The sequence below is a fragment of the Leucobacter sp. VD1 genome (assembly GCF_037150695.1).
GTDB lineage: Bacteria > Actinomycetota > Actinomycetes > Actinomycetales > Microbacteriaceae > Leucobacter.
This window is the reverse complement of record NZ_JBBCPO010000001.1, coordinates 652053-677451: the sequence shown is the minus strand read 5'-3', so window position 1 is coordinate 677451 and position 25399 is coordinate 652053. Positions and strand designations below refer to the sequence as shown.

At 66.1% G+C, this 25399-nt stretch carries 21 protein-coding genes; 9 read left to right on the top strand and 12 right to left on the bottom strand.

Features of this window, described 5'->3' with window-relative positions:
• Nucleotides 1-150 precede the first annotated feature (150 nt).
• Complete coding sequence (locus WFL22_RS03170) at nucleotides 151-567, top strand: DUF1801 domain-containing protein (protein WP_336651171.1); 417 nt, start codon at nucleotides 151-153, stop codon at nucleotides 565-567.
• A 304-nt stretch (nucleotides 568-871) separates the two neighbouring features.
• Nucleotides 872-2230, top strand: a complete 1359-nt coding sequence (gene mgtE, locus WFL22_RS03165) for a magnesium transporter (RefSeq protein ID WP_336991434.1) — start codon at nucleotides 872-874, stop codon at nucleotides 2228-2230.
• Nucleotides 2231-2375: 145 nt separating this feature from the next.
• Here mgtE and WFL22_RS03160 read toward each other — a convergent pair whose 3' ends face one another.
• The 7 genes from WFL22_RS03160 to rplS form a co-directional block, all read right to left on the bottom strand.
• Nucleotides 2376-5399, bottom strand: coding sequence for an aminotransferase (locus WFL22_RS03160; protein ID WP_336991433.1), 3024 nt, complete (start codon nucleotides 5397-5399; stop codon nucleotides 2376-2378).
• 156 nt (nucleotides 5400-5555) lie between these two features.
• Nucleotides 5556-6182 carry a non-canonical purine NTP pyrophosphatase gene (locus tag WFL22_RS03155; protein ID WP_336651174.1) on the bottom strand — a complete coding sequence of 209 codons (627 nt, stop codon included), beginning with the start codon at nucleotides 6180-6182 and terminating at the stop codon, nucleotides 5556-5558.
• 2 nt (nucleotides 6183-6184) lie between these two features.
• Entirely contained in the window at nucleotides 6185-6955 is a 771-nt protein-coding gene (gene rph, locus WFL22_RS03150; protein WP_336991432.1) for a ribonuclease PH, read from the bottom strand.
• Nucleotides 6956-7056: 101 nt separating this feature from the next.
• Nucleotides 7057-7878 (bottom strand): glutamate racemase, encoded by an 822-nt coding sequence (murI, locus tag WFL22_RS03145; protein ID WP_336651643.1) that lies wholly within the window; start codon nucleotides 7876-7878, stop codon nucleotides 7057-7059.
• A gap of 180 nt (nucleotides 7879-8058) precedes the next feature.
• Complete coding sequence (locus WFL22_RS03140; protein WP_336651644.1) at nucleotides 8059-8640, bottom strand: ribonuclease HII; 582 nt, start codon at nucleotides 8638-8640, stop codon at nucleotides 8059-8061.
• A gap of 86 nt (nucleotides 8641-8726) precedes the next feature.
• Nucleotides 8727-9449, bottom strand: a complete 723-nt coding sequence (gene lepB, locus WFL22_RS03135) for a signal peptidase I (protein WP_336991431.1) — start codon at nucleotides 9447-9449, stop codon at nucleotides 8727-8729.
• 117 nt (nucleotides 9450-9566) lie between these two features.
• Entirely contained in the window at nucleotides 9567-9914 is a 348-nt protein-coding gene (rplS, locus tag WFL22_RS03130) for a 50S ribosomal protein L19 (RefSeq protein WP_024357218.1), read from the bottom strand.
• 223 nt (nucleotides 9915-10137) lie between these two features.
• On the opposite strand from rplS, the gene WFL22_RS03125 reads away from it, so the two are divergent.
• Complete coding sequence (locus WFL22_RS03125; RefSeq protein WP_336991430.1) at nucleotides 10138-12252, top strand: RecQ family ATP-dependent DNA helicase; 2115 nt, start codon at nucleotides 10138-10140, stop codon at nucleotides 12250-12252.
• A 43-nt stretch (nucleotides 12253-12295) separates the two neighbouring features.
• On the opposite strand, the gene WFL22_RS03120 is transcribed toward WFL22_RS03125, so the two are convergent.
• The 3 genes from WFL22_RS03120 to WFL22_RS03110 all read right to left on the bottom strand — a co-directional run bounded on the left by WFL22_RS03120 (nucleotide 12296) and on the right by WFL22_RS03110 (nucleotide 14573).
• On the bottom strand, nucleotides 12296-13303 hold the full coding sequence (locus tag WFL22_RS03120; RefSeq protein WP_336991429.1) for an Fpg/Nei family DNA glycosylase: 1008 nt from the start codon (nucleotides 13301-13303) through the stop codon (nucleotides 12296-12298).
• Between the two features lie 91 nt (nucleotides 13304-13394).
• The gene (locus WFL22_RS03115; protein ID WP_336651179.1) at nucleotides 13395-13886 is read right to left on the bottom strand and encodes a ribose-5-phosphate isomerase; all 492 of its coding nucleotides are present in this window, start codon (nucleotides 13884-13886) and stop codon (nucleotides 13395-13397) included.
• An 81-nt stretch (nucleotides 13887-13967) separates the two neighbouring features.
• Nucleotides 13968-14573: a mycothiol-dependent nitroreductase Rv2466c family protein gene (locus WFL22_RS03110; protein ID WP_336651180.1), complete on the bottom strand. Its 606-nt coding sequence runs from the start codon at nucleotides 14571-14573 to the stop codon at nucleotides 13968-13970.
• Nucleotides 14574-14737: 164 nt separating this feature from the next.
• On the opposite strand from WFL22_RS03110, the gene pepN reads away from it, so the two are divergent.
• From pepN to WFL22_RS03095, 3 genes are read left to right on the top strand one after another with little or no spacing between them, the layout of a single operon-like run.
• Nucleotides 14738-17326, top strand: coding sequence for an aminopeptidase N (gene pepN / locus WFL22_RS03105; RefSeq protein WP_336991428.1), 2589 nt, complete (start codon nucleotides 14738-14740; stop codon nucleotides 17324-17326).
• On the top strand, nucleotides 17323-18252 hold the full coding sequence (locus tag WFL22_RS03100) for a mechanosensitive ion channel family protein (protein ID WP_336991427.1): 930 nt from the start codon (nucleotides 17323-17325) through the stop codon (nucleotides 18250-18252). The genes pepN and WFL22_RS03100 overlap by 4 nt, the downstream gene beginning before the upstream one ends.
• Entirely contained in the window at nucleotides 18249-18689 is a 441-nt protein-coding gene (locus WFL22_RS03095; protein WP_336651183.1) for a globin, read from the top strand. Before WFL22_RS03100 ends, WFL22_RS03095 begins: the two co-directional genes overlap by 4 nt.
• A 51-nt stretch (nucleotides 18690-18740) precedes the next feature.
• On the opposite strand, the gene WFL22_RS03090 is transcribed toward WFL22_RS03095, so the two are convergent.
• Both WFL22_RS03090 and WFL22_RS03085 read right to left on the bottom strand, forming a co-directional pair.
• Nucleotides 18741-19244 (bottom strand): FBP domain-containing protein, encoded by a 504-nt coding sequence (locus tag WFL22_RS03090; RefSeq protein WP_336651184.1) that lies wholly within the window; start codon nucleotides 19242-19244, stop codon nucleotides 18741-18743.
• A gap of 295 nt (nucleotides 19245-19539) precedes the next feature.
• A complete protein-coding gene (locus WFL22_RS03085; protein ID WP_336991426.1) occupies nucleotides 19540-20265 on the bottom strand; it encodes an alpha/beta fold hydrolase in 726 nt (241 codons plus the stop codon).
• Nucleotides 20266-20345: 80 nt separating this feature from the next.
• On the opposite strand from WFL22_RS03085, the gene WFL22_RS03080 reads away from it, so the two are divergent.
• The 3 genes from WFL22_RS03080 (at nucleotide 20346) to WFL22_RS03070 (ending at nucleotide 25315) form a co-directional block, all read left to right on the top strand.
• A complete protein-coding gene (locus WFL22_RS03080) occupies nucleotides 20346-21047 on the top strand; it encodes a helix-turn-helix transcriptional regulator (protein WP_336651186.1) in 702 nt (233 codons plus the stop codon).
• Between the two features lie 43 nt (nucleotides 21048-21090).
• A complete protein-coding gene (locus WFL22_RS03075) occupies nucleotides 21091-21663 on the top strand; it encodes an HhH-GPD-type base excision DNA repair protein (protein WP_336991425.1) in 573 nt (190 codons plus the stop codon).
• A 598-nt stretch (nucleotides 21664-22261) separates the two neighbouring features.
• Nucleotides 22262-25315, top strand: a complete 3054-nt coding sequence (locus WFL22_RS03070; protein WP_336991424.1) for a DUF7507 domain-containing protein — start codon at nucleotides 22262-22264, stop codon at nucleotides 25313-25315.
• Nucleotides 25316-25399: the final 84 nt, after the last annotated feature.

The following is a 25399-nucleotide window of genomic DNA, read 5'->3' as shown; positions in this document are numbered from 1 at the left end:
CAGTGGGCGGTCACCCCCGAGGCCGGCCAGACGCGCGGGCCCGGGGCGACCGGGATCCGCCGCCAGCGCGGCATCCGCGCGCATGCCCACCCACAGCTGTAGGATGCGAGCACCGTCACACGGTGGCATCGCACCGATCCGAGGAGCTCCATGGCCAAGAAAGAGCCGGCAATGTCACCCTCCGACACGCCAGTGGTCGAAGTACTCGACCGCGTTTCAGGCCCGCGCCGCGCCGAAGCCGACGAACTGCTCGCCCTCCATACCGACCTCAGCGGCACCGAAGGCTTGGTGTGGGCAGGCCGCATCATCGGCTTCGGCGAATACACCTACCACTACGACAGCGGCCACAGCGGACGCGCCCCCGAGCTCGCCTTCGCAACAGGCTCAGCAAAACACACTCTCTATCTCACGCCTGACTTCTCAGAACGCTGGCCAGAGCTTCTCGAACAGCTCGGGCCGCACCGCGCAAGCAAAGCCTGCCTCTACCTGACACGCCTCTCCCAGGTCGACCGGCGCGTGCTGCGCGAACTATTGGAGCGAACCCTCGCAGAAACCCGCGGAGCGTAAGACCAGGCCGCACCGGCACGACTTGTCGCCGCAGCGCGATCCTGTTAGGGTCGCTGCGGATCCTCCGCACCACCCACCGGCGAAGCCGTCGATCCACGCAACACGAACGAAGCGAGGTGAGCCCGATGTCAAGTGACAGTTGCAGTCATCAGCCGGGCTTCGTGCTCGCCTCTGCTGCCCGCCTGCACTAGTTGACGGCAGCCCGCGGCCCGGCGTCATATATCCATGCGCCGCGCGCTCAGAACGCCTGCGGCGCGACGCACCGCGCACGCGCCCCGCTGCGCGCCTCCTCGAAGGAGCCCTTATGGCCGCCCAGAGCACCCCCGTATTCGACGGAATCATCGACACCATCGAGCAACAACTCACGGCACGAGATCTGCACGCGCTGACACACACGCTGGCACCCCTCGCGCCCGCAGATATTCTTCCCCTCTTCGATCGACTCAGCCTACGGAAACGGGCCATCGTGTTCCGCCTCCTCAGCAAGGAGTGCGCCTTGCAGGTCTTTGAATCACTCGACCCAGAACTGCAGAGCGACCTCTTCGCGGGTCTGCACGATGCAGACGTAGCGCACCTCTTCGCAGAACTCGACCCCGACGACCGGGCCCGGCTACTCGAAGAACTACCCGCCTCGCTCGCCAACCGGCTGCTGCGCGGACTGCCCGAACAAGACCGCCTCGTCACCGCCACCATACTCGGCTACCCGCAAGGCAGCACCGGGCGGAGGATGACCACCGAGTGCGTGACGACCCGCGTCGGCCTCACCGTCGAGCAATCACTCGCGCGCGTACATGCCGGCCTCGACACCGCAGAGACCGTCTACACGATCCCGGTGCTCGACGCTGGCCGGCAGGTGGTCGGTGTCGTAAGCCTTCGCGACCTGCTCGGCGCAGCAGCAACCGCTCCCGTCGAAAGCTGTATGCAGTCGGCTCACACAGCCGAGGCCGTAGAACCGGCCGAGGGTGCGGCACGACGCTGCGCCGACCTCGCCTTACTCGCGCTGCCCGTCGTCGATAGTGAGCACCGGCTCGTCGGCATGCTCACCATCGACGACGCCGTGCGGGTGCTCGAACGAGAAGAAAACGAAGACACGGCCCGCCAGGGCGGCACCGAACCGCTACGGCGCCCCTACCTCTCGACACCGGTGCGCACGATCGTGCGCTCACGAGTGGTGTGGCTGCTGGTGCTCGCGATCGGGGCCACCCTCACGGTGCAGGTGCTCTCAGTGTTCGAATCAACCCTCGAACAAGTGACCGTGCTCGCGCTCTTCGTACCGCTGCTCATCGGCACCGGAGGCAACACTGGCAACCAGGCAGCGACCACAGTAACCCGCGCCCTTGCCCTCGGCGATGTGCGGCCAAAAGATGTCGTGCGCGTGCTCTCCCGCGAACTGCGCACCGGAGCCATGCTCGGGCTACTGCTCGGCGGTCTCGGCTTCACGATTGCGTCGCTCATCTACGCGCCGAACATCGGCGCGGTCATCGGGCTCACGCTGCTCGCCGTGTGCACCTTGGCCGCTGCTGTGGGTGGCTGCATGCCATTGCTCGCGCGAGCGGTGCGCGTCGACCCAGCAGTGTTCTCGAACCCGTTCATTTCGACATTTGTCGACGCGACCGGGCTGATCGTGTACTTCATGATCGCGAAGGCAATCCTGCAGCTGTGATGCCGAGTCGAGCTGGGCTGGCTTGCCGGAGTGCTTGCTTGCCGGCTGACTTGCTTGCTGATGGGCGCGTTCTCGTTGCGAGGGTGCACTCGGCTGGGACCGGTCGGGGGCTTGCACACGTGCAGAGGCCCCCGACCGATCGAGATCACCAACCGGTGCTGAGCACTCGGTCGAGCTGAGCGACGACGAAATCGGCGCTCTCGGCGGTGAGACACAGCGGAGGCTTCACCTTGAGCACATTCGATCGCTCAGAGGTGGTGAGCACGATCACACCAAGCTCGCGCATGCGCTCGCAGATCGCCGCAGCCTCCTCGGTGGCGGGCTCCATCGTGTCGCGATCGCGAACCAACTCGACACCGAGGTAAAGCCCTTCGCCGTGCACCGGGCCGATGATCTCGTGGCGCTCGGCGAGCGCGCGGAACCCCTCGGCGAGACGGCTGCCGACCTCTAGTGCGTTCTGCTGCAGCCCTTCCTGCTCCATGGCGTCGAGCACCGCGAGCCCCACCCGGCAGCTGAGCGGGTTGCCGCCCGCCGAGGAAAAGAACTGCCCCTGCGTGGCGAGCGCGTCTGCGATGCGCTTCGATGTGATCACCCCGCCGATCGGGAAGCCGTTACCCATGGGCTTTGCGATCGTGATGAGATCGGGCACGGTGCCCGACTGCTCGAAGCCCCAGAAGCTGGAGCCCATACGACCGAAGCCCACCTGCACCTCGTCGGCGATGCAGAGCCCACCAGCGGCCCGCACTCGGGCGTAGGCGTCGGCCAGATAGCCGTCAGGCAGCAGCACGCCGCCCGCGTTGCCCAGCACCGACTCGCAGATGAACGCGGCGACGTCGCGGCCGGATGCGGCAAGGGCGTCGAGTTCTGACCCGAGATCAGCGGCGTAGCGCGCGCCCACGCTCACATCGCCGGCCTCGCCGCGGTGCGTACCGCGGAAGCGATTGGGCACATCGGCGACGTGCACCCAGTCGGGCCTGTTTTCGAGCGCGTAGGGGTTGTCGTAGGCGCTCGTGGTGACGGCATCGGAGGCCATCGTCCAGCCGTGGTAGGCCTCGCGCAACGCCACCACGGTCTTGCGGCCGGTGGCGGCCTGCGCAAGCCGCAGCGCGAGGTCGACGGCTTCGGAACCTGAGTTCACGAGCAGTACCGTGTCGAGCCCCGATCCTTCTGGCAGCAGTGCGAGCAACCGCTCGCTGTACTCGGCCAGTTCGCGGTAGAGGAAGCGGGAGTTGGTGTTGAGGATGCGGATCTGGCGGTTCACCGCGTCGGCAACGCCGGGGTGCCCGTGCCCGAGCCCGGTCACATTGTTGACGATATCGATGTAGCTGCGTCCGGTGGTGTCGACGAGGTGGTGACGCCACCCTCGCTCGATCTGCATGGGGCGCTCGTAGTAGCGTTCCTGCGCGCTCGCGAAGATCTGCTGGCGTCGTGCCTGCTCGTCGCCGGCCTCGTCGCGCTGCGCCCACGATTCGAGGCCGAGCAGCGCGGCGGGGTCGTGAGTGAATCGCGACCAGGCAGGCACGCGCTCGGGCGCGATGAGCTGGGCTCGCCCGGCCTCGGGCACCTCGACCGAGAGAATGGGCGGTTCGATACCGTCGAGCGCGTCGCCGCGGCAGAGCGTTATGGCGAGCGGACGGGGCGCCTCGGAGGCACTCAGAGCAGCCACTCGCTCGCCCGCCGCCACCTCAGCACCGAGTTCGACCGCGGCGGGAGCACCGTCGATCGACAGATACCAGCCGTGCGGCAGTTCGAGTAGCAGCCCGCGCTCGGTGGCTGCCGCTACCGTGCCTGCGATTGGAGTGGTCACGTCTCGTGTGTCACCACCGGCCACCCACACTTCGGTGCCGATCGGCCAGGTATCGGCCGCATCAGCCGCGTCGACTACAGTGCGGGTGAGCCGGTACACCCCGTAGGGCAGCACTGCGGCTTCGGCGCCGTCGCCCAGCGCGGCGGCAACGAGCTGCTGCTCGGCATCAGACGCGAGCCACTTGCCTGCATCGAGCGCCTCGCTCTCGACGCCCGGGTCGAGCACCGCCACCTCGCCATCGAACCCCGCCAACAGGGATGACAGCGGGTGCGGATCGGCCGCCACTGCGGGGGCCTGCGGCACCGCGAGCAGCTGCAGATCTGCCCCGTGGGCGACGCCCTGGAAGCCGAGACGAGCGAGCACCTGCTCGGTCGCTTCCGCGAGCGGCACCGCGGTTGCAGCTTCGAAGATCGCCTGCTCGCCCGCAATACGCTCGCGGGCGTAGTCGTTGCTGCCATCGATCTCCAGCTGACGCCAGCCGCTCGCAACGAGCACTGCCGCGCGCAGCACGATCAGCGGCCACACGGCCCGCGCTTCGGCAGCCGAAAGCGGGGCGACCCTGTGGAACGCGGCGATCGTGTCGAGCACACGCAGCGGCCGTTCCGGGTCGTGGTGCAGCATCGAGCTCGCGGTGACTGCAAGTTCGGACACCCGCCAGCCGTAGGCGAGATCACCCAGGTCGAGCATCACGTGCGGGTGCAGACGCCCATCGCGGCCGCGAAGGCCTGTCACGTTGTCGTCGGTGAGATCACCGTGGATGGCTTGGACGGGCAGAGCCTCGACCACACAGTCGAGCGCGCGCTGGGCCGAGTCGGCCATGTCGAGCACGCGCTGACGCAGCTCACCATCGGCGATGGCGGGTGCCAACGCCGCAGTCTGCGCGTGGGCGACTTCCATCACCCACATGTGATCGCGCTCGAGGCCGGGGTGGGTGAGATCGGCGAGTGCGTTCGCCGAGGCCGCAGCGAGGGCTCCAAACTCTTCGAGCACGACGGGAGCGAGATAGCCGGCGTCGACAATCGGCTCGCCCTCTGCGAATGCGCTGCGTCGCACCGCGAAGCCGCGCCAGCGCTGGGTCAAGGAACCATCGAGACCGGGCAGCACGGATGCAACACGCATCCCTGCGTCTCGATAGGCATCGAGCGCTGCGTGCTGAGCGTCGCGCTCGGCGTCGCTGAACACCGGGTTGTCGACGCGCAGCACGCTGCGGCCGCCGTCGGTTTCGATCAGCACGAAGTTGCGATCCTGGTTGCTGCCAAGCTCGTGCGCTTCGGCCTCGATACCGAAGCACTCGCGCGCGATCGTCGCGGCATCTGCCGCAGATACCTCGGGCCGAACCAGGCCCCCCTGCGATTCGCTCACTGTGTGTCCTCCCTCATTGGAATCCATCGAAGAATGTTGCCTTTCCGGCCGCTTGTCCAGCTGGCCGAGTTGCTCCCTGGCGACCGACCGGCCGAGCGTTCATCGGCCGGCCGACCAACCGACCGCCGATCATCGGCAGGACTGCCAAATGTCCGTTCAGCCCAGCTGCGAGCGGATCGCCGGCGCGAGCGCCGAAAAGGCGCGTGTGCGGTGCGACAGCAGATCTTTCTCAGCTGCCGTGAGTTCTGCGGCCGAACGCTGCTCACCATCGGGCTGGAAGATCGGGTCGTACCCGAAGCCGTGCTCACCGGCCGGCTGGCGCAGCACGCGACCGGGCCAGACGCCGAGTTCGCACACTTCACCAGCGCCAGGGCCACCGGTAAGGTGGGCGCCCTCACCAGGAGGCACCACCAGCGCGGCGGCGCATACGAAGCTCGCGGCGCGGTGCTCGTCTGCGACATCGGTGAGCTGCCACAGCAGGAGGTCGACATTTCCGGTGTCGCTGCGGGCGGGGCCACCCCAGCGGGCCGAGAAGATGCCGGGGCATCCGCCGAGCACGTCGACGGCGATACCGGAGTCATCGGCGATGGCCGGCAGACCCGTGTGAGCGGCTGCCGCGCGCGCCTTGATCAGCGCGTTCTCTTCGAAGCTCAGGCCATTCTCGACGGGCTCAGGCCCGTCGTATCCGATGAGCTCGATACCGGGAATCAGCGGCCCGAGAATGCGGCGCAGTTCTTCAAGCTTGTGTGCGTTGTGCGAGGCGAGCACCAACTGCTGCGTCATTGTCATCGCCCCCCAACGGTCTCGGTGCCGCTCGACGCGGACTGGGCGAGCGCGGCGCGCTGCACCTGCCCGAGCTCTGTGGTGCTCGCGAGCGCCAGGTCGAGCAGGGCGTCGAGCTCGGCGCGCTTGAACGGCGCGCCCTCGGCGGTGCCCTGCACCTCGACGAAGTCGCCGGAGCCGGTCACCACGACGTTCATGTCGGTCTCGGCGCGAGAATCTTCGACGTATGCGAGGTCGGTCATCGGAGTGGTGCCGACGATACCGACAGACACCGCTGCAACGCTGTCGCGCAGCGGCTGCGCCTTGCGAGCGATGTGACCCTGCTCACGCGCCCACTCGATCGCGTCCGCCAACGCCACGTAAGCACCCGTGATCGAGGCTGTGCGGGTGCCCCCATCGGCCTGCAGCACATCGCAGTCGATCACGATCGTGTTCTCGCCCAGAGCCTTCGTGTCGATCACGGCACGCAGGCTTCGGCCGATCAGTCGCGAGATCTCGTGGGTGCGGCCCCCGATTCGGCCCTTCACTGATTCACGCTGCATGCGCTCATTGGTGGAACGCGGCAGCATTGAATACTCGGCGGTGACCCAGCCGGTGCCCTTACCCGCAAGCCAACGGGGCACGCCGGGGGTGAATGACGCCGTGCAGAGCACGCGCGTGTTTCCGAAGGAGATCAGAGCACTGCCCTCGGCCTGGGCACTCCAGCCCCGCTCGATCGTCACCGGGCGCAGCTGCTGCGGTGTGCGCCCATCGGCGCGGGTCTGGTCACTCATGTGGTCTCCTTCGGTGGGGGGTCAAGTCGAGAGGATCGCTGCGGGTCGGCTCTGCCGGTACGGTACCGGCTACCACTGACATTCCTGCGCAGCGGCTTCGGTTAGCCGGGCAGCGTGATCGCGCCGGTTTCAAGACGGTCAACGGCGTCGATACCGATTCCGAGCATACGGCGGGCAAGATCGACAAAGCCCCGCGCATCCGCGCCCGTTGCCTCGTAACGAATGACTGGATCGCCTGAGGCCGGAGGCCGCAGCAGCCCCTGCTCGGTCAGCACGCGAAACACCTCGTTCGCGGTTTCGATGTCGCTCGATACGAGCGCCACATCGGGGCCCATAATGCTGGCGAGCACACCACGCAAGAACGGGTAGTGCGTGCAGCCGAGCACAAGCGTGTCGATGCGCTGCGCAATGAGCGGGGCCAGGTATTCCTCAGCAACAGCGTGCACTTCGGGCCCGCTGGTAAGACCGGCCTCGACAAGCTCCACGAAGCGCGGGCATGCTGCCGAGGTGAGCGCGATCTCAGGCCGCATCGCGAACAGATCGTCGTAGACGCGCGACTGAATCGTGCCCTGGGTGCCGATCAGCCCCACCCGCCCGTTGCGGGTGATCGCAGCAGCACTGCGCACCGTCGGGCCGATCACCTCGACCACGGGCACTTCGTAGCGCTCTCGGGCATCGCGCAGCACCGCAGCCGATGCCGTGTTGCAGGCAATCACCAACATCTTCACGCCCTGGGCCACGAGGTCGTCGAGAATTTCGAGCGCGAAGCTGCGCACCTCGGCGATCGGGCGCGGCCCGTATGGCGTTCGCAGCGTGTCACCGACATAGATCATCGACTCGTGCGGCAACTGATCTCGAATCGCCCGCGCCACAGTCAGACCGCCGACGCCCGAGTCGAATACGCCAATCGGCGCATCGCTCAACATGTCGCGGTTACTCACCTCACCAGCCTATCGCGCCGCAGCTCAGACAGCAGATCGCAGCTCAGGCGGAGATCCCCGCTGTTTCCTCCGTCTGGGCTGCGATCCACGCCCTGAACGGAGGTCCAGCTGAGGTCCAACCGCGATGCGCCCCCTGAACGTCGCAGCAGCGGCCCGAACGAGCTACGCGGTGGGCTTGATCCAGGTGTGGCGGTGCAACTCGGTGAGGCCACTGGCGGCGATCCCCTCGTAGTGTGCCCGCGATCCATACCCCTTGTTCGAAGACCAGCCATACTCGGGATGCGCCTCATGCGCCTCGCGCATCAGCGCATCGCGTTCGACCTTTGCACGCACCGAGGCCGCAGCCACGGACGCGCAACTGCGATCCGCCCCCACCCGAGTGCGCACCAGCAGCGGGCTGCGCAGCACCGGGCTGAGCCAATCATGCGAGCCATCGAGCAGGATCAGCGCGCGTTCAACCGCGACACCAGCCGCGTGCAACTCCAGCAGCGCCCGCCGCCCGGCCTCACCGAGCATCGCGTTGATACCGTGCTCGTCGATCTCCTCGGCGCTAGCGAAACCGACGGCACCGGCACCCCACAGACGCACTGCGGGGGCCAACGCCTCGCGGCGCTTCTCGCTCAGCAGCTTGGAATCGCGCAGCCCCTCGGGAAACTCATTCGTACCCCGCAGCACCGCGTGCACGCCTACAGCAACAGGCCCAGCCACCGCGCCGCGCCCCACCTCGTCGACCCCGATCACCATGTCGAAGCCCTCATCGAAGCACGCCGATTCGATATCGAGCGTGGGGTCTTTGGAAGGCGCGTCGCTGACGGAACTCTCGCCGGTCACTACTTGCTTGCCTGCTCGCGAGCCTGCTCAACACCGGTGAAGGTGCCTTCGGGCGTGCCCAGCCAGGTGAACCTGTTGAGCGGCCAGTTCAGCACGAAGGCCCGGCCCACGATCTCGCTCTCGGGCACGAAGCCGCGCCCCGGCTGATCCTGGTTGTAGCGGGAATCCTTGCTCTGGTAGCGGTTGTCGCCCATCACCCACACCGAGCCCTCGGGCACGGTGACGTCGAAGTCGATCTTCGACGCGCGGCCGCCCTCGCCCGGCGGGATCACGATATAGGGCTCGTTGATGGGCACACCGTTCACCATGACGCGCCCTTCAGCGTCGCAGCACTGCACCCTGTCGCCGCCGATGCCGATGACGCGCTTCACCACGTACTCGTTGCTCGTGTCGGCGGCGAGGCCGATGGTCTGCAGCACCTTCTCGAAGCCCTGAGGCGGTTCGCTGCCGCGCGGCAGCAGCCATCCGCCCGGATCTCTGAAGACCACGATGTCGCCGCGGTTCACACCGATCACATCGGGCACCAGCTGATTTACCAGGATGCGATCGTTCACCTGCAGCGTCTGCTCCATCGACTCCGACGGAATGTAGAAACTGCGCACCAGGAAGGTTTTCAGCAGGAACGATACGAGAAACGCAACCACCAGAATCACGATGAGATCGCGCAGGAACCCGAGCAGCCCGCTCCTGCGACGCCGAGGCCGCACAGCCGCTTCATTCATCTCGTATTCCTTCTCTCCTGCGCCGTCGATCGACCGCACCCGTCCATCCTGCCACTCACGCCCTGAGAACACAGAAACCCCCGCCGAAGCGGGGGTCGCTGTTCAGAAAAGCTCGACTCAGCGGTCGCGCTTCTCCTTGATCTTGGCCTTCTTGCCGGTGAGGCCGCGCAGGTAGTAGAGCTTTGCACGGCGCACGTCGCCGTGCGTCACGACCTCGATCTTGTCGATCGCGGGCGAGTGCACGGGGAACTTACGCTCCACGCCCACCTGGAAGCTGATCTTGCGCACCGTGAAGGTCTCACGCACACCCTCGCCGTGGCGAGCGATCACAACACCCTGGAACACCTGGACACGCGAGCGGTTGCCCTCGACGATGTTGACGTGCACCTTGACGGTGTCGCCGGCGCGGAAATCGGGAATGTCGCTCTTGAGCGACGCGGCATCGACGTGGTCGAGCTTCTGCATGATGATCTCTCTCTGCGCCCGCCGCAAGTCGGAACGCGGAATGAATGGTGAAAGTATTGAGGTGTTGGGCTCACGGCGTGTGCGGACCCTCGCGGCAGTGCCGCACCGTGGCACAAAGAACTATTATGCCACACGGATTGCGGATCGCGGATCGCGGCGAGCCTTCCCTGCGGCGACCCGCCGGTGCCGCAGCAATGTCAGTGGTCTCTGCGATCATCGGGGCATGGATATCAAGGAGCAGACCATCCGCGACGAAGCCGTCGAACTGCTGCGCAGGCTTACGGGTCGACACGACGCCGAGTTTCACGAGGGCCAGTTCGAGGCGATTCACGCGCTGGTTGCCGAGCACCGTCGGGCGCTGGTGGTGCAGCGCACCGGCTGGGGCAAGTCGGCGGTCTACTTCGTGGCGACGGCGCTGCTGCGCGCGCGGGGTGCGGGGCCGACACTGCTCGTTTCGCCGCTGCTCGCGCTGATGCGTGACCAGGTCGCAGCTGCTGAGCGCGCCGGGGTGCGGGCGGCGGCGATCAACTCCGCCACGATCGACGAGTGGGATCGCATCGAGCGCGGGTTGGCCGCTGACGAGATCGACGTGCTGCTGGTCTCGCCGGAGCGCCTGAACAATCCGAGCTTCCGCGCGCAGCAGCTGCCTGGGCTGCTCGCACGCATGGGCCTGCTCGTCATCGACGAGGCGCACTGCATCTCCGACTGGGGCCACGACTTCCGCCCCGACTACCGGCGCATCGCTGGGCTTCTGGCGGGGCTCGACCGGAACGTGCCCGTGCTCGCCACCACGGCGACGGCGAATGCTCGGGTGGTCGATGATGTGGTGGATCAGCTGGGGCACGACGTGCTGACACTGCGGGGCTCGCTGGCCCGAGATTCGCTGCGACTGGGCTGCCTGTCGCTGCCCACGCCCGGTGAACGTCTTGCCTGGCTCGTCGCTCACTTGGGCGAGCTGCAGGGCAGCGGCATCGTCTATGCACTCACGGTCTCGGCGGCAGAAGACACCGCCCGGCTTCTGCGCGATGCCGGATATGAGGTGGCGGCCTACACGGGCCGCACCGACCCCGAGGAGCGCGATCGCCTCGAAACCGCCCTGAAAGCGAACGAGGTGAAGGCGCTCATCGCTACAAGCGCCCTGGGTATGGGCTTCGACAAGCCAGACCTGGGTTTCGTCGTGCATCTCGGGGCGCCCTCCTCCCCCGTCGCCTACTACCAGCAGGTCGGCCGCGCCGGTCGTGGAGCGGCGAACGCCGATGTGCTGCTGCTGCCGGGCTCCGAAGACGCGGCGATCTGGAAATACTTCGCCACCGCCTCGATGCCCGATCCTGAACGTGCGGCCGCCGTGCTCGCCGCGCTCGGCGACCCTGGTTCCCCGCCGTTCTCCGCCCCGGCGCTGGAGGCGCGGGTCGATATCAGGCGCAGCCCCTTGGAACTGCTGCTCAAAGTGCTCGACGTCGACGGCGCCGTGCAGCGCGTGTCAGGTGGATGGGTCGCCACGGGCGTGCCTTGGCAGTATGACGCCGAACGCTATGCACGCATCGCCGCCGCCCGCGAGGCCGAGCAACGGTCGATGCTCGACTACGAACGCGGCGACTCGTGCCGCATGGAGTTGCTGCAGCGCGACCTCGACGACCCGAGCGCGACACCCTGCGGGCGGTGCGATGTCTGCGCGGGAGCGTGGTACGCCGCAGAGGTGCCGGCACAGGCGGCAGAACAGGCCTCCGGCCAGCTGCAGCGCGTGGGTGTGCCGATCGATCCGCGCAGCATCTGGCCCACGGGTGCCGATCGCCGCGGTCTCCCCGTGAAGGGCCGCATCCCGGAGGCCCAGCGCCCCGCCGCAGGGCGGGCCGTCGCTCGCCTCACCGATCTCGGCTGGGGCGGGCCGCTGCGTGAACTCTTCGCCGCCGGGACCGCAGACCGCCCCATCGACGCGCGTCTGATGGAGGGCGTGATCGCCACCTTGCGCGACTGGCCGTGGGAAGTGCGGCCCGTCGCAGTGGTCTCCATGCCGTCACTCACACGACCGCAGCTTGTTGCAAGCACGGCTGCGGCGATCGCCGAACGCGGCCGCCTGCCACTACTCGGCAGCCTCGACGTCGACGCTTCGATTCCCGTCGCGGGCCCCGGCGGCAACAGCGCCTTCAGGCTGGCGTCGGTGTGGAATCGCTTCAGCGCCGGCTCCGAGCTCGCCGCGGCGGTGGCCCAGACCCCCGGGCCGATTCTGCTCGTCGACGATCTCGTCGACAGCCGTTGGACGCTCACCGTCGCAGCACGCGCACTGCGCGAGGCCGGTGCGCCGTCGGTGCTCCCCTTCGCCCTCGCCAGCGTCGGCTGAACCGCAGGCGGCGCACCGCAGCTGCCCCGAGCTACGCCTCAGATCACAGCTGGCAGCCGGGGCACCAGTAGAGCTTTCGCGCCCCGAACTCTTCGAGCACGATGTTCGTGCCGCAACGTTTGCAGGGCGTTCCTTCGAGCTTGTACACCCAGTGGCGCTCGTCGCGCTCGGCGAGCGCCCGCTGGTAGCGCTCCCCCCCAAGACCGTCGATCGTGATCATCTGGCCCACGGTGATGCCGATGTCGAGGAGTTTTGCCCAGTCGTCCCACAGGTCTTCGAGCACGACGGGATCGAGGGTGTTCGCCGGAGTGTGCGGGTTCAGTCGCGCCCGGAAGAGCATCTCAGCGCGATACACGTTGCCGATTCCGGCGACGATGGACTGGTCCATCAGCACCAGCCCGATCGGTGTCTTCTTCTTGCGGGCGCGTGTCACGAAGCGATCCCGCTCGGCGGGGGTGTTCGCATTGGCGGGGTCGGGGCCCAGCTTCTGGATCACGGCATCGACCTCGGCAGGGGTGAGCACTTCGCAGGCGGTCGGCCCACGCAGGTCGGCGCACACGGTGTCGGTGAGCAACCGCACCCGCACCTGCCCGACGGGGTCGGGCGGGAACGTGCCATTCACAGCCTCGGCTTTGTCGCGTTCCGCCATGCGCACATGCGCAACGCGGGAGCGCCGCGGTGCCCCGATCGAGGTCACGGAGTCTTCGCCGGCACTGTCCACGGGGCCGTCGGCCACTCCTGCCATACCGGTTTGACCGAACTTGCCTCGACCGAACGGGCTGGCGTGAATCTGAATCGACGGGTCGACGGCCACGTCTCCGGCGAAATCCCAGGCACCGTAGATGCCGAGGTGCACGCGCAGCCAGTGCCCGCCCTCGAACTCGAGAAACATCTGCTTGCCCACGGCGCGAGCGTCGATCATCTCACGCCCACTGAGCAGCGCAGCCCCCTGCGAGAACCGACCCTGCGGGCTCGTCACCTCGGGTGCAGTGCCCACAAAGTTGACGCCGAACTGGCGCGCGATGCGGTGTACGGAGTGGCCTTCTGGCACGGCTCCCCCACTTTCTGCTCGGGTCGGCGGCTCGGATCGGGCCCGCTGTTGGCACGCACCGACGAGCGCACCGATCCGGCCCGCATGCGGCTCAGATCTGATCGACCTGCTTGCCGGCGATGGTGCCGGTGCGCTCGTACTCGCCGAGCTGGCCGATGCGGCGCACGTGACGCTCATCACCGGTGAAGGGCGTGTCGATGAACAGGTCGATGAAGCGGATCGCATCCGCGACGTCGTGCTGACGGGCACCGATGGAGATGACGTTGGCGTTGTTGTGCTCGCGGGCGAGCTGGGCGGTCGACTCGTTCCACACGAGGGCGGCGCGGATCCCCTCGACCTTGTTCGCGGCCATCTGCTCGCCGTTGCCTGATCCGCCGAACACCACACCGAGTGCGTCGACACCGTCACGCTCATCGCGGGCGACACCAACTGCCGCATTGATGCAGAACGAGGGGTAGTCGTCAAGCGCGTCGTAGGCCTCGGGCCCGTGGTCGATCACCTCGAAGCCGCGGTCGCGCAGATGCTGCTGCAGCTGCTGGCTGAATTCGAGTCCGGCGTGGTCAGTGGCAACGTGGATGCGCATGGGAACGATTCTATCGGGCTGCGGGCGAGGAGCCCGCGCGAAGCCGGAGCAGGCGTGCAGGCCCGCCCCGGCTCAGCAGGTTCAGAACTGCGGACCTGCGGTGCGACCGCGCTTGAGCTCGTAGAAGCCCGGCACGCTTGCAGCCGCGACGATACCGTCCCAGAGCTGCAGTGCGGTCTCGCCCGTGGGCGACGGGGTGACCACCGGGCCGAAGAACGCGACGCCGTTCACCGAGATGATCGGCACGCCCACGTCTGGGCCTGCGATATCCATGGCATGGTCGGTGTTGCTGCGCAGCTGCGTGTCGTGCTGCTCATCGTCGGCAGCTGCGGCGAGCGCGGCTGGCAGTTGGAGCGCGGCGAGCGACTCGGCGATGATCGCGTCAGTGTCGTTGCGTCCGCCGGGGTGGATGCGGGTGCCGAGTTCGGTGTAGAGCGGTCCGACGAAGTGTTGCCCGTGGGCTGCGCGGGCGGCTTCGACGACCCGGCCCATGCGCAGTCCTTGGCGCTGGCCTTCGGCGTGGTCACCTGCATCGCGGCCCTCGTTGAGGATGGCGAGGCTGATGGGGTGCCAGGCGACGTCGAAATTGCGCGCTTCGGCAACTTCGGCGACCCAGCGGCTGGTCATCCAGCACCAGGGGCAGATCGGATCGAACCAGAACTCGACTGTGGGTGCGGCAGTGCTCATGGGCTCAGTCTACGGTCCTGGCCTGGCTGCTCGGAAGGCGCGGCAGCGATCCTGAGCCTTCGCAAAGCACACAGGCATAGGCTTGAGGGGATAGTCATCAGAGTGCGGGCCGATCCTCCGTGAGATCCGGCCCCGGCACCGACCGCAACGCCTGAAGGAGCACTGTGTCCGGAGAGAACCTGACCCGCGTCGAAGCACGCGAGCGCGCCAGCATCGTCACCACTGAGAGCTACGAGGTCAACCTTGATCTCACGACCGGGGCTGAGACGTTCGCTGCGGTGACGACGGTGCGCTTTACCGGGCGCGCGGGGGCGTCGACATTCATCGATCTCATCGCTGATTCCGTGGAGAGCGTCGAGCTGAACGGCCGTTCGCTCGACCCGGCTGCGGTGTTCGCGGATTCGCGGGTGCAGCTGCCTGAGCTGGCTGAGCAGAACGTGCTGCGGATCGCGTCGACTCAGCGCTACATGAACACTGGTGAGGGGCTGCACCGTTTCGAGGATCCCGCCGACGGCGAGGTGTACCTGTACTCGCAGTTCGAGGTGCCCGATTCGCGCCGCATGTTCGCGGTGTTCGAGCAGCCTGATCTCAAGGCGACATTCCAGTTCACGGTTACGGCGCCTGCGCGCTGGCAGGTGGTGAGCAATCAGCCGACGCCCGAGCCTGTTGCGGCGGGCACGAAGGCGGGCGCGCAGGGCGAGAGCTGGCCTGAGCAGGCGATCGCCACCTGGAGTTTCGAGCCGACGCCGGTGATGTCGAGCTATATCACTGCGCTGGTTGCTGGGCCGTACCGGGTAGTGCGCAGCGAGCTGACGAGCCGCGACGGCCGCACGATCCCCCTCGGCGTGTTCTGCCGTGAGTCGCTTGCCGAGCATCTCGATGCCGATTACATCTTCGAGAAGACTCGTGAGGGCTTCGCGTTCTTCGAGGAGCAGTTCGACTACCCCTACCCCTTCGACAAGTACGATCAGCTGTTCGTGCCCGAATACAACATGGGCGCGATGGAGAACGTGGGCGCGGTGACGTTCACCGAGGCGTATGTGTTCCGCAGCCAGGTCACCGACGCGATGCGTGAGCGCCGCGTGGTGACGATCCTGCACGAGCTGGCGCATATGTGGTTTGGCGATCTGGTGACGATGCGCTGGTGGAACGATCTGTGGCTCAACGAGTCGTTCGCCGAGTACATGTCGACGCTCGGTGTGGCGGAGGCGACGGAGTGGAGCGACTGCTGGACCACTTTCGCGGCTTCCGAGAAGTCGTGGGCGTACCGGCAGGATCAGCTGCCCTCGACGCACCCGATCGTTGCCGAGATCCGCGATCTTGAAGATGTGCTCGTAAACTTCGACGGCATCACCTACGCGAAGGGCGCTTCGGTGTTGAAGCAGCTGGTGGCGTGGGTGGGTCGTGAGCCGTTCATGCGCGGTGTGCACGACTACTTCGTGAAGCATCACCACTCCAACACCGAGCTCACCGATCTGCTGACCGAGCTTGAAGCGCAGAGCGGCCGTGATCTCACGGAGTGGTCGAAGCTGTGGCTCGAGACCGCTGGCGTGAACACGCTGCGTCCGGTGTTCGAGCTCGACGAGGCCGGCCGCTACAGCTCCTTCGCGATCGAGCAGACCGCGATCGCCGAGTACCCCACGATTCGCCCGCACCGCATTGCGGTGGGCCTCTATTCCACGGTCGACGGCGCCCTGCGCCGCGTGCACCGCATCGAGCTCGATGTTGACGGTGCCCGCACCGAGGTGCCCGAGCTGGTAGGTGCCGAGCAGCCCGAACTGCTGCTGCTCAACGATGACGATCTCAGCTACGCGAAGATCCGCCTCGATGCACGCTCCCTCGACACGGCGGCTGCGCAGCTGGGTGCCATCGAGGATTCGTTGGCCCGCGCGCTCGTGTGGGGCACGCTGTGGGACGCGACTCGCGACGCCGAGTTCCCGGCATCGCGCTTCGTCGACATCGTGCTCGCGCATATCGCCCGCGAGACCGCTTCGACCACGCTGCGCACGGTGCTCGGTCAGCTGCTCCTCGCTGCTGAGAGCTATGTGGATCCCGCGCATCGTGAGGCCTCGCTCACCCGGGTCGCTGCGGGGCTGCGTGAGCTCGCTGAGACGGCGGAGCCCGGCTCTGACGCTCAGTTCCAGTTCGTGAAGGCTTTTGCGCAGCTGGCGGCGAGCGACTCCGATCTCGACAGGGTGCAGTCGCTGCTCGATGGATCCGCCCCGCTCAGCGGCCTCGATATCGACACCGATCTCAGCTGGGAGCTGCTCACCTCGCTCGCGGCGGGTGGCCGGGTGGACGAGGATCGGATCGCCCAGCAGCTTGAGACCGACCGCACCGCGAACGGCAACCAGTCGGCTGCGCACGCTCGCGCCGCGCTACCGGGCGCTGCCGACAAGCAGCGAGCCTGGGCTTCGGTGTTCGAGGACAGCGACAAGCCCAACGCGATCGTGCGTGCGACCGGCGCAGGCTTCACGCGAGCCCACGATCTGGCGCTGCTCGAACCATTCGTCGCACCCTTCTTCGACGCGCTGCTTCCTGTGTGGGAGTCGCGCAGTTACGCGATCGCCGAGGAGCTGATCGATGGCTTCTACCCGGCCCCGCTCGCGAGCGCTGAGCTTGCCGCGACGACGCGGGCGTGGCTCGACGAGCACCCTGACGCACCTGCCGCGCTGCGTCGCATGATCGTGGAGCACCTTTCGGGTGTGGAGCGCGCGCTGAACGCGCAGCGCACCGACCAGGAGGCCCGATGACGGGATTCCGGCTTGAAGGCGCCGAAGACGTTCCGGCTGTTGTGGGCAACGTCTTTGGCGACTTTGTGACGGCCTATCAGGTGCCGTTGCGCATCCTCCTCATCATCGTCGTCGCGGTGGTGTTGAACTGGGCGCTGCGTCGCGTGCTCATGCGAACGGTCACTCGTATCGTGCAGGGGGTGAAGCGTGCGCAGGACGTCGATACGACGTCTGAGATTCAGGCTGCCCCGTATGTGAACGCGCGCGCGGTGCAGCGCACCCGCACCCTCGGCACGGTGGGTCGCGCGATCATCACCTGGGTGATTGTGGTGATCGCGCTGATCCTGGTGCTATCCGAACTGCAGGTGAACGTGGGCGCGCTTGTCGCTTCGGCAGGCATTGTGGGCGCGGGCCTCGCTTTCGGTGCGCAGAACATCGTGAAAGACATCTTGAACGGCATTTTCATGGTGTTCGAGGATCAGCTCGGCGTAGGTGACATCGTCACGATCGGCGAGGTGAGCGGCACCGTGGAGGATGTGGGGATTCGCGTCACCCAGGTGCGCGCGATGGACGGCACGCTGTGGTTCGTGCGCAACGGTGAGATTCTCACCCTCGGCAACTCTTCGCAGGGGTGGGGTCGTGCGGTGATCGATGTCACGGTGCGCGCCGACAGCGACCTTGCGAAGGTGGAGCGGGTGACGCTCGAAACCGCGAAGAGTCTGATGCACGATCCTGCAACGGCCCGCAAGATCTCGGGCGAGCCTGAGGTGTGGGGTGTCGAGAGCGCCTTCGGTGACCGTGCCACGCTGCGCCTCGCCGTGCGCACCCGCCCTGAGGCTCAGTGGGCGGTGAAGCGAGCGCTGCGTGCTGCGCTGATTCGCCGCTACAACGAAGAGGGCATTCAGCTCGCGGCTGAGCTGCCGAAGTATCCGGGAGGCACCGTATGACCGAGCCGATCCGGCCTCGCCCGCAGTTGACGCTCCGATCCGCAGCTGACGGGGCGGCCCTGACCGACACGCTGTGGGCGCAGGTGGGTGGCACCGACACCTTCGAGCGGATCGTGCGCCGCTTCTACGACGGGGTGCGCGAAGACGAGGTGCTGGCACCGATGTACCCCGACGCTGATTGGGAGGGCGCGATCTGGCGGTTGCGCTCCTTCCTGGAGCAGTACTGGGGCGGGCCGACAAGCTATTCCGAGCAGCGTGGGCACCCGCGACTGCGGATGCGGCACGCGCCGTTCCCGGTCACTCCCGATGCGAAGGAGCGCTGGCTGCGCCACATGCACGCGGCCCTCGACGAGGCCGAACTGCCGCCGATGCACGATGCTGCATTCCGCGACTACATCGAGCGGGCCGCCCTCGCGATGGTCAACCGCTTCGAGTGATGCGGTGGGGCGGATCGGCGTCACCGCGATCCGCCCCACTCCCCTGGCCTGCTACCGGCCCGCGATCAGCATTTCTGCGAAGCCGAAGGCTCGCAGCTGCAGATCTTCAATGCGGCGGATCCGGGCAGCCCCGACGTCGTAACCCTCATACGCCGGCGGCGGGTCGTTGCGCACATTGCGTGAACATTCGAAGTCGCGGCAGATAAGTGTGCCGACGGTGCTGCCCTTCCGGCCCGCCGGACCCACCCGTTTCGCGCTCCAGAAGGCGACATCGTTCGGCAGGCGCACGTCTCGGCACCAATTGCACATTGCTCGCGAACGCGGCATCGCCTCCGTCTGCGTTAGCGCGACACCGACGGGCTCGGCGTCGAGACGCGGCAGCACGACGTAGGCGCGCCTGGCAAATTTCGGGTCACGCCAGCCGAAGAAGTCGAGGTCGCGCCAGGCGGACTCGGTGAGGGTGTCGAAGTGAGTGGGGAGGCCCATTTCCGCCACTTCCCGCCGGGAAGCGTTGATGAACGAAGAACGGATGAACGGTTCGGTGAGGGGTTGCATGAGAGATCCTTGCTCGGATCGCGCAGCGCGCAATCCGAAGAGCGGTGCGGGGTCGACGATGTCGGCCGTGCAGAGCGCAGTTGCGCGGGCACGGCCTCGACGGCTCAGCTAATCGTCGTCGGCGAGTGCTTCGCCGACGACCTCCTGACGCTGGGAGTACAGCTCTCGATAGCTCACGGGTTCAGTCTACTCGCGCCAACTGCGGCAACGCCCTGGGGTGAGAGCCCCGGCTAGCACAGGGCACGGGCGCGGGTCGGCCCTCAGACGACCCGCAGCACCGCTCAAGCAGGGCCGCTCACACCGCCCCGGTATCCGCCGCGAGCACCTTGGCGAGGTCTGCGGGGCGACTCCACATCGGCCAGTGACCCGTCGGCAGGTCAATGAAGCTCGTGTTGGTGTACCTGCAGACTTCGGCGAACATCGGGTGACCGGCCTCGGCCAGCTCGCGCACTTGCGCACTCTGCATGGAGCAGCACACGAATGTCGTGGGCACCTCGAAGCGGGCCTGGTTGGTGAGCTCGACGGTCTGCCGGAGCACAGGCCCCGGCTCGGCGACGGCGCGAGCACGGAAGCGTTCGAGTGCCTCGGCGCTGAGCCCGTCAAGGCTTGCCTGCTGCGCGAGCACGTCGAAGGGCGGCAAGGGCAGACCTTCGCTTCCCTCTGGGAAGTCGGGCGCGAACGCCAGGCCCGAGGTCACGGGGCCGCTATCGACCCACACCACACGCGTCATACGTTCGGGGTGCTGATCGAGCACGCGGGTGACCGGCGCGTTCGCACCACTGTGGGCGACGACGATGACGGGCCCGGGCTCAGATTCGAGCAGCTGCTCAATGGCCGCGACCTGTTCGTCGAGGGTGCGTTCGGCGCGGTGAGGGTCGTCCTTGTCGAGGCCGGGCAGCGTCAGCGCCGTCGCTCGGTGCCCCAGATGGCTGAGATGCTGCAGTACCTCGTCCCAGGCCCAGGCCCCGAGCCAGTGGCCGGGGATGAGCATAATGGTCGGCTGCTGTGTGTGCGTGGTCATGTATTGATCCTCGCAGCGCCGCTGGACAGCGGCATGTCACTATTTCTGACATGATTTGATGAACTTGCGGAGGTGATGAGATGAAGCGCGCTGAACGACTCCACGCGATCACGGAAATGCTGCGGCGCAGCGGATCAAGAGGATGCACCGCCGAGCGCCTGGCGCACGAGTTCGAGGTGTCGACGCGCACAATCAAGCGCGACCTCGACACCCTCGAACACAGCGGCGTGCCAATCTGGTCGCGCCCCGGCCCGGGCGGCGGCTACGGAGTCGCCGCGCGCTCAAACCTGCCACCGATCAGCCTCAGCCCCGCCCAGGCGGTGGCGCTTCTCGCCGCCGTGTCGGCCGCGGCCGACGCCCCCTACGCCGACCTCGCGTCGGCAGGGGTGCGCAAGATCATCGACGTGCTCGATCCGCGCACCCGCGCGAAAGCCGATCAGCTCGCACGCCGCATCTGGGTCGACAGCGACCGACCTGCGACACGCGCGGTGCGGTCGGCGCTGGAGGAAGCGATGACCGAGCAGCGTGTGGTGCGCATTCGCTACACCGCGGGCGGCGGCGAGCGCACGGTGCGGGAGGTGGAGCCCGTAATCTTCGCCTCCACGAACGGGCACTGGTATCTCATCGGCTGGTGCCGCCTGCGCGATGCGATGCGGTGGTTTCTCATCACCCGCATCGAGCGAGCCACGGTCACTCAGGCACCCTGCTCTGGCCACTCTGTTGCCGAGATCGGGACCCCGCCGGCAACGGCCGCACCGCTCTTCGCCGAAGAGCCACAGTGATATCCCACTTGAGTTCTGAGGTGCCGCTGCAATACTGAACCGTATGAGCCTGCACCTCACTGACGATGCCGCGGCCGACAGGCTGCTGACCGACAACCCCCTCGCGCTGCTGATCGGCATGCTGCTCGACCAGCAGGTGGCGATGGAGGTGGCGTTCTCGGGGCCGCTCAAGATCGAGCAGCGGATCGGCGCGGTCGATGCCGCAACGATCGCGGGCTGCGACCCCGACGACTTCGCGGCAGCGTTCAAGCAGACACCCGCGGTGCATCGCTTCCCCGGCTCCATGGCGGATCGCGTGCAGACGCTGTGCCGCACCGTCATCGACGAGTGGGGCGGCGACGCCTCCGCCATCTGGACCGACGGCGACCCCGACGGTGCGACGGTGCTGAAGCGACTCAAGGCCCTGCCCGGTTTCGGTGATCAGAAGGCGCGGATCTTCCTCGCACTGCTCGGCAAGCAGTGCGGCTTCGCGGGCGAGGGCTGGCGTGAGGCCGCCGGCTCCTACGGCGAGGAGGGCTCGTATCGCAGCGTGGCCGACATCACCTCCCCCGAAACACTGCTCAAGGTGCGCGAGTCGAAGCGTGCAGCAAAGGCCGCCGCGAAACAGCGGGGCTGATCCGCAAAAGCCGACCACTCAGCCGATCACGCCGGTATCGCATTTCAGAGTCAGATTTCAAGCCCCTTGCGCTGGAGCACATAACCAACACGCACCCAAAGCCCCAATAATGGCGCTCTTTTTTACGACTTGATCAGGTGTTCTTGCCACCCTTCCGCGCAAGGTGCACCCAAGCGCTCCTGAAGATATTTTATTTACGCCTGTAGCCCTTTACCTTCGATATCAAGTTGGTTACCATCCAGCTTTAGAGGTGAGCACTGCAACTGTCGAAGTTGGGAGCGCTGTGGGAAGCGCGAGTGATCACCCTATTCCAAGGGGGGGAAATTTGTTTCGTCGATCATCAGGCACCCGTCCACGGCGAATAGGGCGCATACTCCTCGTCGCCGCGGTGGTGGGGTTCATGGCGGTACCCATCCAGGCTCCGTTGGCAGCTCAAGCTGTTCGTGTGGCCGGGGTCACTGCTACCAGTGGCGGCTACACGCAGACCTTCACCCAGCCAGGGGCTCCAAACGTTGTAGCGACCTATACGTTGTCGGGAGGGACTGTCAAGAGTTCACCAGACACCGCCGCGTTCCCTACGAAGAACAGCAATGCTGGAATGTACTCTCAGACCATTCCCGCAGGCACCGCAACAGCGCAAATCCAAACCGAACCCGCTTCTTGCGGCACCGCAGTCGGCAACTTCGAGTGCGCGAATCGCGGCACGGTGAAGATAGCGTTCAGTTCACCGGTCGACAATCCGGTCGTTCACATTGCCGGCCTCGGCGCCTTCCAAGGGGAAAATCGCTACGGCGCGGCAGGGGTGCTTTCGTCGGTCCCAGCAGGCGCAACGATGTCAGTGGCGGGGAACGCCACGAACCTCCAGGTCGTGAATGGCGGAAGAAAGTTCCAGACCACGTCTTCCCGACCCAACACCGTATGCGATGCGACGCCCGCAGGAGCGAACGGCACCGCGGGTTGCGGCAGCCTGCAGGTGGCGGGATCGGATCTCACCGAGATCACCTTCAATTTGAGCTTGAAGGGCAACCGAGGCGTCAACGCGGCAATCGAGACAGCCGATCAGTGGACGATCTTGGTGACCTTGCCAGATGCACCGACCCCTGCCCTGGACATCGTCAAGACGTCGAATGTGCAGCAAATCAGCGCAGCCGGCCAGGTTGTAACGTATTCGTTTGCCGTGACCAACACCGGAAACGTACCGCTCGACGAAGTGACTCCGCAAGAGACGAGCTTCACAGGCACCGGGAAGATGAGTCCCTTCAGCCCTGGCCCGGTGAACCTCGACCCCGGAGAAACCCAGACGTTCACTTCCCGCTACATCGTCACCCAGGATGACATCAATGCGGGAACCCTGAACAACGTTGCGATCGCGACGGGCACCGGCCCGAAGAACACTCCAGTTGAATCACCACCATCTGAAGTCACCATTGCGGCACCGGCGGCGCCTGATCTGACGATCGTGAAGTCGGCGACCCCGTCGGACTCAGATTCGTTCACTGTCGGGCAGCAAATCGAGTACTCATTCCTGGTGACCAATACGGGAAACACCACGCTCACAGAAGTCACCCCTTCGGAGGAGGCTTTCACGGGAACAGGAGAGCTCGGAGCCTTCTCTCCCGGACCGGTGACGCTTGAGCCTGGTGCTCAGCAGCTGTTCACCGCTGACTACACGCTGACCCAGCAAGACGTTGATTCTGGACGAGTTGACAACACGGCCACTGCCACGGGAAATCCCCCGAACGGGCCTCCCACTGAGGCGCCGCCGTCAGAGTATGAGATCCCCGTATCTCCCAACCCCAGCATCTCTCTGGTGAAGTCTGCCAACACCGCACAAGTAAGCCTTGGCGACACCATTACCTACAAGTTCTTGGTGGAGAATACCGGCAACGTCACGCTGACGGACGTGGCCCCTTCTGAAACCGAGTTCTCCGGGTCGGGCACGCTTTCCGGCTTCACACCGGAAACCGTTGATCGTCTGATTCCCGGTGAGCGCGCCACGTTCACCGCCGAATATACGGTGACGCAGGATGATGTCGATAGAGGTGCGATTACGAATGCCGCGATTGCGACCGGGACGCCCCCCACTGGGCCCCCTGTTAATTCGCCTCCGTTTGAAGTGGAGATTCCCGCACTCCAAGATCCGGAGCTCACGATTGTGAAAAGCGCGGATATCACCGATACCGCATCGTTCACAGCCGGACAGAAGGTGACGTATTCATTCCTCGTCACCAACACCGGCAACCTGACGCTCACGGATGTGACCCCGGTGGAGGGCGACTTCACTGGCTCGGGTGAACTCGGCCCGATCACCCCAGGCCCGGTAACGCTCACTCCTGGTCAAAAGGCGACGTTTACGGCGGAGTACACGCTAACGCAAGCCGATGTTGATTCAGGCTCTGTGTATAACTCCGCCACCGCGACAGGCGTGCCCCCGTCGGGCCCTCCGGTCGACACGCCGCCGTCCGAGGTCACCATTCCAACTCCTGCAGAATCGGGGCTGTCGATAGTGAAGTCGGCTGACAAGTCGGAGATCACCACCGCGGGCGAAATCGTCACCTACTCGTTCCTCGTCGCCAACGTCGGAAACGTCACCCTCACTGATGTTGCTCCCGTCGAAGTCGAGTTCTCGGGCACCGGCGAACTCAGTGCTTTCGAGCCAGAGACGGCAACACTGGCCCCAGGCGAGGACACCACGTTCACGGCGACATACACCGTTACCCAGGCCGATATTGATGCCGGTGGTATTACCAATGCCGCATCGGCAACTGGCACGCCGCCGGAAGGAAGCGAACTCCCGCCGACACCACCGTCGGAGGTCACTGTTCCGTCGACGCCGAACCCGGGACTGTCGATTGTGAAGTCGGCGACACCGTCCGACATCGAACGATTCCTCGTCGGTCAGGAGATCACGTACACCTTTGTGGTCACGAACACCGGAAACGTCACGCTGACGGATGTGACTCCGGTTGAGGGCGACTTCACCGGCTCGGGCGAGCTCGGCCCTATCACCCCGGACGCCGTCACGCTCGCACCGACAGAACAGGCAACGTTTACCTCCACGTATGTTCTGACCCAGGCTGACATCGACTCAGGATCAGTCAGAAACACGGCAACCGCGACGGGCGTTCCCCCGATTGGCCCGCCTGTCGATTCGCCTCCTGCAGAGGTGGAAATTCCCACCCCTGCAATGCCGGATCTCACGATCGTGAAGACTGCCGATGTGCAGAAGATCACTCACGTGGGGCAGCTCGTCACCTATTCCTTCGTGGTTGAGAACGTGGGCAACGTGACGATGACTGATGTGCATCCCGTAGAGGTTGCATTCTCTGGCACCGGTCGGCTTGGCGCTATCACGCCTGAGTCTGTGAACTTGGCCCCGGGCGAGAAGGCCGTTTTCACGGCGACATACTCGGTCACGGCCGCGGATCTTGAGCATGGCACGCTCGAAAACACCGCGACCGTCGAAGGTGTCCCGCCGGGTGGCGGCATCGTCGAGGGGCCACCTTCGACGGCCAAGGTGCCTGCCGCACCTCTGCCGGGCCTGCCCACTACCGGCAGTTCTGGTATCGCAGGGCTCGCCCTGATGGGTCTGGCCACTCTGGCAGCAGGAGGATACCTGTTGATGCGTCGCCGTAAGCTGCACCTGCAGTAGCAGCGACCGAATGGTTACGGGGTGTGAGACTCAGCAGAGCCTCACACCCTGTAGCGCTGTCTTCAGCGACCACATCGACGGCGA

Excerpts from the sequence above, each read along its gene's own strand:
- WFL22_RS03100 (WP_336991427.1), top strand. The coding sequence starts at position 17,323 with ATGACGGGATTCCGGCTTGAAGGCGCCGAAGACGTTCCGGCTGTTGTG.
- mgtE (WP_336991434.1), top strand. The coding sequence starts at position 872 with ATGGCCGCCCAGAGCACCCCCGTATTCGACGGAATCATCGACACCATC.
- WFL22_RS03110 (WP_336651180.1), bottom strand. The coding sequence starts at position 14,573 with ATGAGCACTGCCGCACCCACAGTCGAGTTCTGGTTCGATCCGATCTGC.
- rph (WP_336991432.1), bottom strand. The coding sequence starts at position 6,955 with ATGAGTGACCAGACCCGCGCCGATGGGCGCACACCGCAGCAGCTGCGC.
- WFL22_RS03115 (WP_336651179.1), bottom strand. The coding sequence starts at position 13,886 with ATGCGCATCCACGTTGCCACTGACCACGCCGGACTCGAATTCAGCCAG.
- lepB (WP_336991431.1), bottom strand. The coding sequence starts at position 9,449 with ATGAATGAAGCGGCTGTGCGGCCTCGGCGTCGCAGGAGCGGGCTGCTC.
- WFL22_RS03090 (WP_336651184.1), bottom strand. The coding sequence starts at position 19,244 with ATGCAACCCCTCACCGAACCGTTCATCCGTTCTTCGTTCATCAACGCT.
- WFL22_RS03155 (WP_336651174.1), bottom strand. The coding sequence starts at position 6,182 with ATGACGCAGCAGTTGGTGCTCGCCTCGCACAACGCACACAAGCTTGAA.
- WFL22_RS03140 (WP_336651644.1), bottom strand. The coding sequence starts at position 8,640 with ATGGTGATCGGGGTCGACGAGGTGGGGCGCGGCGCGGTGGCTGGGCCT.
- WFL22_RS03080 (WP_336651186.1), top strand. The coding sequence starts at position 20,346 with ATGAAGCGCGCTGAACGACTCCACGCGATCACGGAAATGCTGCGGCGC.
- WFL22_RS03170 (WP_336651171.1), top strand. The coding sequence starts at position 151 with ATGGCCAAGAAAGAGCCGGCAATGTCACCCTCCGACACGCCAGTGGTC.
- WFL22_RS03125 (WP_336991430.1), top strand. The coding sequence starts at position 10,138 with ATGGATATCAAGGAGCAGACCATCCGCGACGAAGCCGTCGAACTGCTG.
- rplS (WP_024357218.1), bottom strand. The coding sequence starts at position 9,914 with ATGCAGAAGCTCGACCACGTCGATGCCGCGTCGCTCAAGAGCGACATT.
- WFL22_RS03075 (WP_336991425.1), top strand. The coding sequence starts at position 21,091 with ATGAGCCTGCACCTCACTGACGATGCCGCGGCCGACAGGCTGCTGACC.
- WFL22_RS03070 (WP_336991424.1), top strand. The coding sequence starts at position 22,262 with ATGTACTCTCAGACCATTCCCGCAGGCACCGCAACAGCGCAAATCCAA.
- WFL22_RS03085 (WP_336991426.1), bottom strand. The coding sequence starts at position 20,265 with ATGACCACGCACACACAGCAGCCGACCATTATGCTCATCCCCGGCCAC.
- WFL22_RS03095 (WP_336651183.1), top strand. The coding sequence starts at position 18,249 with ATGACCGAGCCGATCCGGCCTCGCCCGCAGTTGACGCTCCGATCCGCA.